7 protein-coding genes are annotated in these 8,045 nt (G+C 70.9%); 3 read left to right on the forward strand and 4 right to left on the reverse strand.

Annotated features, from left to right (window positions below; translation table 11 throughout):
- Window positions 1–958 (reverse strand): ABC transporter ATP-binding protein (locus RIF89_RS08750; protein ID WP_375294457.1); only part of this gene is annotated, 958 nt, incomplete at its 3' end.
- A gap of 251 nt (window positions 959–1,209) precedes the next feature.
- On the opposite strand from RIF89_RS08750, the gene RIF89_RS08755 reads away from it, so the two are divergent.
- The gene (locus tag RIF89_RS08755; protein WP_309068737.1) at window positions 1,210–2,724 is read left to right on the forward strand and encodes a DHA2 family efflux MFS transporter permease subunit; all 1,515 of its coding nucleotides are present in this window, start codon (window positions 1,210–1,212) and stop codon (window positions 2,722–2,724) included.
- A 106-nt stretch (window positions 2,725–2,830) separates the two neighbouring features.
- On the forward strand, window positions 2,831–3,796 hold the full coding sequence (locus tag RIF89_RS08760) for a bile acid:sodium symporter family protein (RefSeq protein ID WP_309068738.1): 966 nt from the start codon (window positions 2,831–2,833) through the stop codon (window positions 3,794–3,796).
- 14 nt (window positions 3,797–3,810) lie between these two features.
- Here RIF89_RS08760 and RIF89_RS08765 read toward each other — a convergent pair whose 3' ends face one another.
- Window positions 3,811–3,966, reverse strand: a complete 156-nt coding sequence (locus RIF89_RS08765; RefSeq protein ID WP_309068739.1) for a hypothetical protein — start codon at window positions 3,964–3,966, stop codon at window positions 3,811–3,813.
- Window positions 3,967–4,173: 207 nt separating this feature from the next.
- On the opposite strand from RIF89_RS08765, the gene RIF89_RS08770 reads away from it, so the two are divergent.
- Complete coding sequence (locus tag RIF89_RS08770) at window positions 4,174–5,961, forward strand: thiamine pyrophosphate-requiring protein (protein ID WP_309068740.1); 1,788 nt, start codon at window positions 4,174–4,176, stop codon at window positions 5,959–5,961.
- A gap of 86 nt (window positions 5,962–6,047) precedes the next feature.
- On the opposite strand, the gene RIF89_RS08775 is transcribed toward RIF89_RS08770, so the two are convergent.
- Window positions 6,048–6,656: an NAD(P)H-dependent oxidoreductase gene (locus RIF89_RS08775; RefSeq protein ID WP_309068741.1), complete on the reverse strand. Its 609-nt coding sequence runs from the start codon at window positions 6,654–6,656 to the stop codon at window positions 6,048–6,050.
- A 17-nt stretch (window positions 6,657–6,673) separates the two neighbouring features.
- Complete coding sequence (locus RIF89_RS08780; RefSeq protein WP_309068742.1) at window positions 6,674–7,816, reverse strand: glutathione-independent formaldehyde dehydrogenase; 1,143 nt, start codon at window positions 7,814–7,816, stop codon at window positions 6,674–6,676.
- Window positions 7,817–8,045 lie beyond the last annotated feature (229 nt).

Below are 8,045 nucleotides of genomic sequence, written 5' to 3' on the forward strand. Positions count from 1 at the left end.
TTCCGGCCGTGATGATGCCGGGGTCGCCCACCAGCAGGAAGCCCGCCACGAGGTAGATGACCGCCGGCACGCTCGCCATCAGCACGTGCACGACCGCGAAGAAGCCCTGGCCGCTCATCGCCTGCCGCACCTGCAGGCGGATCTGATTGGCGTTCTCGTCGGCGTACCGCGTCGACTCGGTGCGCTGCCGGTTGAACGACTTCGACAGCAGGATGCCGGAGACGCTCAGCGTCTCCTGCGTGATCGCGGTCAGCTCCGACAGCGACTGCTGCGTCTGGGCCGCGATCTTCGCGCGCACCTGCCCCACGCGCCGCTGCACGAGCACGAGGATCGGCATGAGCACGACCGCGATGAGCGTGAGGCGCCAGTCGATCAGGATCATCGCGACGAGCGACGCGATCACCGTGACGGTGTTGCCGAGGATGCTCGCGACGGTGTTGGTGAGGACGCCCGAGACGCCCCCCACGTCGTTCTGCAGGCGCGACTGGATCACGCCCGTCTTCGTGCGCGTGAAGAACGCCAGCTCCATCGCTTGGAGGTGCTCGAACATCCGCACCCGCAGGTCGCCCGTGACGCGGTTGCCGACGTTCGACGTGAACCACGTCTGCGCGACGCCCACGAGGGCGCTCACCACGTAGAGCCCGACGATGAGCAGCACGAGACGCACCAGCAGGTCGAGCTGCACGGATCCCATCACCCCGGCCGACTCGTCCACGGGGAACAGCGCATCGTCGAAGATGCGCTGGATCACGAGCGGCGGGATCGCGCCGAGCGCGGCGCCCACCACGACGAGCAGTCCCGTGACGGCGATCCGCGCGCGGTACGGGCGGAACAGCGCCATGACGCGGCGCCCGAGGTTCGGGATGAGCGGGGCCTCGGCGTTCTGACGCCGCAGCGCGTCCTCGTCGACGGGTCGCCCGCCGCCGCCACGGCCGCCCATGCCCCGCCCCATGCTCATGCGGCCAGCCTAGTTTCCGGGCGACGCGCGCCGGCCGCGGCGCAGGCGAGACCGCCGGCCTCGCGTCGCCCGAGGAGACCACCGGATGACGTGGAAATGAAATCCCGCAGATCGGGAATAGGACGTCGGCGGCCCCCGTTAGGCTGAACCGTCGGCGCATGCTCATGCCCTCTTGCCGGCCCGCCCGCCTTCCGCTGCATCACCACCCGATGCGCACCGGGTGCTTCGCCCTTCCCGCCTCGAGGAGAACGATGACCACCACTGACGTCACCCCCGGAACCGGTTCGATACCCGTCCCCTCCGTGGCCTCCCGTGCGCCCGAGATCGACCCTCGCGGCATGCGCGTGGTCTGGCTGCTGCTGATCGCCGCGTTCGTCGCGATCCTCAACGAGACGACGATGAGCATCGCGATCCCGCACCTCAACACCGACCTGGGCGTGCCGCCCGAGCTCGGCCAGTGGCTCACGAGCGCGTTCATGCTGACGATGGCCGTCGTCATCCCGACGACCGGCTTTCTGCTGCAGCGCCTCACCACGCGCCAGGCATTCGTGCTGGCGATGTCGCTGTTCACGGCCGGCACCCTGCTGTGTCTCGTCGCGCCCAGCTTCGTCCCGCTGCTGTTCGGCCGCGTGATCCAGGCGGCCGGCACCGCGATCACCATGCCGCTGCTCATGACGACCGTCATGACGGTCGTGCCCGCCCAGTCGCGCGGTCGCATCATGGGCCGGGTGGGCATCGTGATCTCGCTCGCCCCGGCCATCGGCCCGACGCTGGCGGGCGTGCTGCTCGACATCGCCAACTGGCGCTGGATCTTCGGCGTCGTCCTGCCGATCGCGATCGTCGCGCTGATCATCGGCGTGAAGTGGATGACGAACCTCGGCGACACGTCGCGTGCGCCTCTCGACGTGCTGTCGGTGGTCCTGTCGGCGCTCGCGTTCGGTGGGCTCGTGTTCGGCCTGAGCCAGGCCGGCGGATCGCACGGCGGCGAGTCGGCGGCCGCGATGCCGACCGGCGTGGCGATCGGCATGATCGTCGCATCCGTCGTGGTGCTCGCGCTGTTCGTGTGGCGTCAGCTCTCGCTGCAGAAGGCCGACGATGCGCTGCTGGACCTGCGCGTGTTCGCGTCGCGCAACTTCACGTTCGCGGTCGTCGTGCTCGCGATCCTGTCGCTGGCGATGTTCGGCACCTTCACGGCGCTGCCGCTCTACATGCAGGACGTCGTGCAGCTCTCCGCGACCGAGTCGGGGCTCGTCGTCCTTCCCGGCGCGATCATGATGGGTCTCCTCGGCCCGATCATCGGCCGGATCTACGACGCGCGCGGTGCGCGCATCCTGCTGGTCCCCGGCACGGTCCTCGTCGCCGCCGTGATGATCTTCTACGCCACGATGCTGACCGAGTCGACCTCCGTCGCGGCGCTGGTCGGCGCGCAGGTCGCGATGTCCATCGGCATGGCGATGTCGTTCACGCCGCTGTTCTCGGCGTCGCTCGGGTCGCTGCAGCCGCGCCTGTACTCGCACGGCTCCGCCGTGCTGAACACGCTGCAGCAGGTCGCGGGTGCGGCCGGCGTCGCCGTGCTCATCACGACCATGGCCTCCGTGTCCGCCTCTCGTGAAGCGGCCGGCCTCGCCGAGCTCGCGGCCGGCGCGGCCGGCGCCCGCGCGGCCTTCCTGTTCTCGGCGATCGTCGCGGTGATCGCGGTCGCGGCCGCGTTCTTCGTGCGCAAGCCCGAGGAGCAGCCGGGCGGCGGGTTCCACGGCGGCCACTGACTCCGTCTCCGGTGGGAGTGAGCGATCCGCTCACTCCCACCGGCATCGGAGCCTCCGCCGCTGCGCAGATTGCGTGCTCCGGCCGCAGTCGTGATAGCTAAGAGGGATGAGCACCACGCATCGTCCTGAGGTCGGCACCCCTTCCGCCGACCGAGCCGCACGGCTCGCCGTCACCGTCTTCCCGATCCTCGTCATCGTCGCGGGGGTCCTCGGGTTCCTGCTGCCGGACGCGATCGCGCCGCTCGGGCAGGCGGTGCCGTGGCTGCTCGGTGTCGTGATGTTCGGGATGGGCCTGACGCTCACGCTGCCCGACTTCTCCCGCATCCTGAAGCGGCCGTGGATGGTGCTGATCGGCGTCGTGCTGCAGTACCTCATCATGCCGCTGACCGCGTGGCTCATCGTGCTCGTGCTGCAGCTGCCCGCCGAACTGGCGGCCGGCGTCATCCTCGTCGGGTGCGCGCCGGGCGGCACCGCCTCGAACGTCGTGACCTACCTCTCGCGCGGCGACACGGCGCTGTCGGTCACCGTCACGACCTGCTCGACCCTGCTCGCCCCGGTCCTGACGCCGCTGCTGACGCTGTGGCTCGCGGGCCAGTTCCTCGAGGTGCCGTTCGCGTCGATGATGATCTCGATCCTGCAGACCGTCCTGCTGCCCGTCGTGGCGGGTCTCGTCGTGCGCCTGCTGCTGCGCCGTTGGGTCGAGCGGGCGCAGCCGGCGCTGCCGTGGGTCTCCACCATCGCGATCGCTCTCATCGTCGCCGCGGTCGTGGCGGGCAGCGCCGACCGGATCGTGGAGGCGGGCCTGCTGGTCTTCCTGGCCGTGTTCCTGCACAACGGTTTCGGGCTGCTGCTCGGCTACCTGGCCGCCATGGGTCTGCGGATGAGCCAGCGCGAGCGCCGAGCGATCGCGATCGAGGTCGGCATGCAGAACTCGGGCCTTGCCGCGTCGCTGGCCGCCGCGCACTTCTCACCGCTCGCGGCGCTGCCCGCCGCGGTGTTCTCGGTCTGGCACAACCTGTCCGGCGCGATCTTCGCGATGGTCATGGGGCGGCGACCGGTCACCGACGAGTGACGCGCCCGGCGCTGTCAGTCCTGCGGCAGACGGCAGACGCCGTCGACGCACACCGGGGCGTCCGCGTCCCCCATGGTGATCAGCGCGAGCGGCGCGGGGCCGCTCGCGGTTCGATCGGCGTCCGCGCCCTCGTGGGGGTGCGCCTTCTGCGCGGTCGTGTCGGAAGTCACGCGGGCCATCGTACGCCCGCAGCGGTGCGCTGAGGGCCGCGGGCCTCGCCGCTGCGGTCCCGCCGTAAGGCCGGTCGGCCGCGGTGTCAAGGGATGTCCCCGGCCGCCGCCGCGCTCATAGCCTCGCGGTACCGCGGCGGCGCACTCCACCGTGCCGCACGTCACCGCATCAGGTCATCGCCTCACCGAGGCGGAAAGGGACGCGCCATGACCACGGTCGCCGATCAGATCGTCCAACGTCTCGCCGATTGGGGCGTCGGACGCGTGTTCGGGTACAGCGGCGACGGGATCAACGGGGTGCTCGATGCACTGCGACGCTCGGAGGCCGACATCGAGTTCGTACAGGCTCGCCACGAGGAGAACGCCGCGTTCATGGCCGTGGGCCAGGCGAAGTACGACGGCGGTGCGGGCGTCGTGATCGCGACGCAGGGGCCGGGCGCGATCCACCTGCTCAACGGCCTGTACGACGCCAAGCTGGACCACGCACCGGTCGTCGCGCTCGTCGGCCAGCAGCACCGCAGCACCCTCGGCTCGGGCTACATGCAGGAGGTCGACCTGCGCACGCTGTTCGCGGATGTCGCTTCGGCATACATCACGCAGGTCGCGTCCCCCGATCAGGTGCCGCTCGCCATCGACCGCGCGTTCCGGAACGCCCTCGCGACCCGGCAGCCGGCGGTCGTCATCCTGCCGCACGACGTGCAGAGCGCCGAGGCGTCGGAAGTCGACCAGTCGCACGGCGTGGTCCGCACGGGCGCCGTGTTCGAACCCCCGGTCGTCAGCCCGCCCGCCGATCGGCTGGACGAGGCCGCCGAACAGCTGCGGCGAGCGCAGCGTCCGATGATCTTGGCCGGACGGGGTGCGGCGTCCTGCGGCGACGCGCTCGCAGACCTCGCCACGCGCGCCCGCGCGGGCGTGGTCACGAGCCTGCTGGGCAAGCCCTACATCGACGAGTCCCTGCCGCACGCCGCCGGCACGATGGGGCACCTCGGCACGACGGCGAGCGCCGAGCTGCTCACCGCCTGCGACGTGCTGCTGATCGTGGGCTCGAACGACCCGTGGACGGAGTACTACCCCGCCCCCGGGCAGGCGACCGTCATCCAGATCGACGTGGACCCGCGGATGATCGGCAATCGCCTCCCCGTGGACGTCGGCATCGTGGGGGACGCGAGCGCCGCCATCCGCGGTCTCGCTGAGCGCGTCGAGGAGCGCGGCGAGGGCGAGTGGTGGCAGCGCGTGCTGGATGCCGTCGATCGCTGGCGCCGGACGGCAGAGCGCCGCGCGGCGGTGCCCGCCGAGCCGATCAATCCCGAGGCAGCCGTCCGAGCACTCAACGCCCACCTGCCGCATGACGCTCGCGTCGCGCTCGACGTGGGCAGCGTCGTGTACTGGTACGCCCGGCAGCTCGACCTGCCCCGCGGCGTGCCCGCGCACGTGTCGGGCACGCTCGCGACGATGGGATGCGGCGTGCCCTACGGCCTGGCCGCGAAGCTCGGCGCGCCCGATCGGCCGACCGTCGTGCTCGCCGGCGACGGCGGCATGCAGATGACCGGAGTGACCGAGCTGATCACGGTGGCGGCGCGCTGGCGCGACTGGGCCGATCCGCGCTTCGTCGTGGCCGTGTTCGAGAACCGGGATCTCGCCGAGGTGAGCTGGGAGCAGCGGGAGATGGAGGGCGCGCCGCGGTTCGCCGACACGCAGGATCTGCCCGAGTTCGCCTACGCCGAGTACGCGCGGATGCTGGGGCTCGATGGCGAGGTGGTGGAGAGCCCGGACGATCTCGATGCGGCCTGGGCGCGGGCGTTCGCGAGCGACCGCCCCTACGTGCTCCACCTGCGCACGGATCCGGCCGTGCCGCTGCTGCCGCCCTCGGCGTCCTCGCCCGCTGCGGCCGACGACATGCGCAAGGCGCTGCAGGAGGAGACCGAGGCGGGCGGACCGCAGGGCGAGCGTGCGCTGCGCCTGCTCGATGCCTATCTCGACATGCCGGCGACCTGATCGCGAGAAAGGGGGCCCGGATCGTCCGCGCCCCCTTCTCATGTGCGCTCGAGCGTCCTTCTCATGTGCGCTCGAGCGTCAACGGCTCACTCGGACGGCGGCGGCGGGTACGGCGACCCCTTCAGCAGCTGTGCGAGGTGCGCCGCGTTGCGGGCGAGCGTGGCGGTGGTGCTGGCGACCTGCTCGGGCGTCTCGTCGAGGTCCTTGTAGTCGACGGTCTGCATCGCCTCGCCGTTCCAGTAGACGCCGCCCTGCGAGGGGACGGTGTAGCCCACGTCAACGAGCCCCTGGTACAGGTCGGCCATGATGCCGTGGGCGCCGTCCTCGTTCCCCACGACGACCGTCACCGCGACCTTGCCCGCCAGGATCTGGCGGCCCGCGTCATCGGTCACGGACAGCTCGTTGTCGAGTCGCTCCAGCACGCGCTGGGCGATGCTCGACATGTGCCCCATCCAGGTGGGGGTGCCGAAGACGAGGATGTCCGCGTCCAGCACCTTCTGCCGGATGGCCGGCCAGGCGTCGCCGTCACCCATGTCGTCGAGCACGCCGGGCTTGACGTCGTGATCGACGACCCGGATCTGCTCACCCGTGATGCCGTAGGCGGCGAGCGCGTCGAGCACCTGGCCGTTGAGCAGCTCCGTGCTCGAGGCGTCGGGCGACGGAGTCAGCGTGCAGTTGAATGCGAGTGCGTGCATCGGTTCCCCTCCCTTCGTCAGGCTGCCGTCGGGTGCAGCAGGACCTTCGTCCAGCCGTCCTCGCGCTTGTCGAACCTCTCGTACGCGTCCGGCGCCTCGTTCAGGTGGAGCTCGTGCGAGACGATCAGGCCGGGGTTCGCACGGCCCTGGATGATCAGGTCGCGCAACTCCCGGTTGTAGCGCTTGACCGGGCACTGGCCGGTGCCGATCGTGAGCCCCTTCTCGAATGCGGCGCCGAACTGGAACCCGTAGCGGCCCTCCTTCGCCGCCTCGGTCGCGGCGCCCGGATCCTGCGGCACGTAGACGCCGACGACGCCGACGCCGCCGGTGGCGCGGACGACCTTGACCAGCTGGTCGAGCACGAGCTCGGGGTGCTCCTGACCCGTGGCGTCGTGCGCCTGGTAGCCGACCGCCTCGACGCCGCAGTCGGCTCCGTGCCCGCCCGTGGCGTCCATGACGATCTGCTCGACATCGGTCTGCGAGAAGTCGATGCCCGTCGCGCCGAACCGCTCGGCGAGCGCGAGCCGGTCGGGCTCCTTGTCGACCACGAAGACCTGAGCGGCGCCCTTCAGCATCGAGCTGTGCGCGGCCATGAGACCCACCGGCCCTGCGCCGAAGATCACCACCGAGCTGCCGGGCTTCACGCCCGCCATCTCGGCGCCGTGGTAGCCGGTCGGGAAGATGTCCGACAGCATCGCGAAGTCGCTCTCGTGCTCGGTGCCCTCGGGCAGCAGGAGAAGGTTGAAGTCGGCCCACGGCACGCGCAGGTACTCGGCCTGGCCCCCCTGGTACGGGCCCATCTTGGGGTAGCCGTAGCCGGCTCCCGGGTCGCCCGACGGGTTGGCGCGCTGGCACGCCGAGGTGAAGCCCGCGTTGCAGTTGCGACATGAGCCGCACGCGATGTTGAAGGGGACCGAGACGCGGTCGCCGACCTTGATCCGCTCGACGCCCGGCCCGACCTCGACGACCACGCCCATGTTCTCGTGGCCGAGCGTCATGCCCGGCTCCATCGGAGCACGCCCCTCATACGGGTGCAGGTCCGAGCCGCAGATGTTGGTGGTCGTGATGCGGATCACGGCGTCGAGCGGCGCCTCGATGCGCGAGTCCTCCACCTCCTCGTAGCGCACGTCGAAGGCATCGCGATAGACCACGGCTTTCATGACTCTCCTCTCCGCGCAGGCGGCGTTCGCCGGCGAGACCCCCAGTCAACGCGCGGCCTCCCGTCGCATACACGGGGTTGACAGCCGGATCCGATCGCGCGGACCCGGGACTCAGCGTCCGGGCAGGCGCCTGTCGACAGGATGGACGGATGCGCACTCGTCGGATCGTGATGGCAGCCGTGATCGTCTCCGCCCTCGTGGCGGGCGGTGCCACGATGGTCGCCCTCGC

Origin of the sequence: Microbacterium sp. (assembly GCF_031178525.1) — a bacterium.
GTDB lineage: Bacteria > Actinomycetota > Actinomycetes > Actinomycetales > Microbacteriaceae > Microbacterium.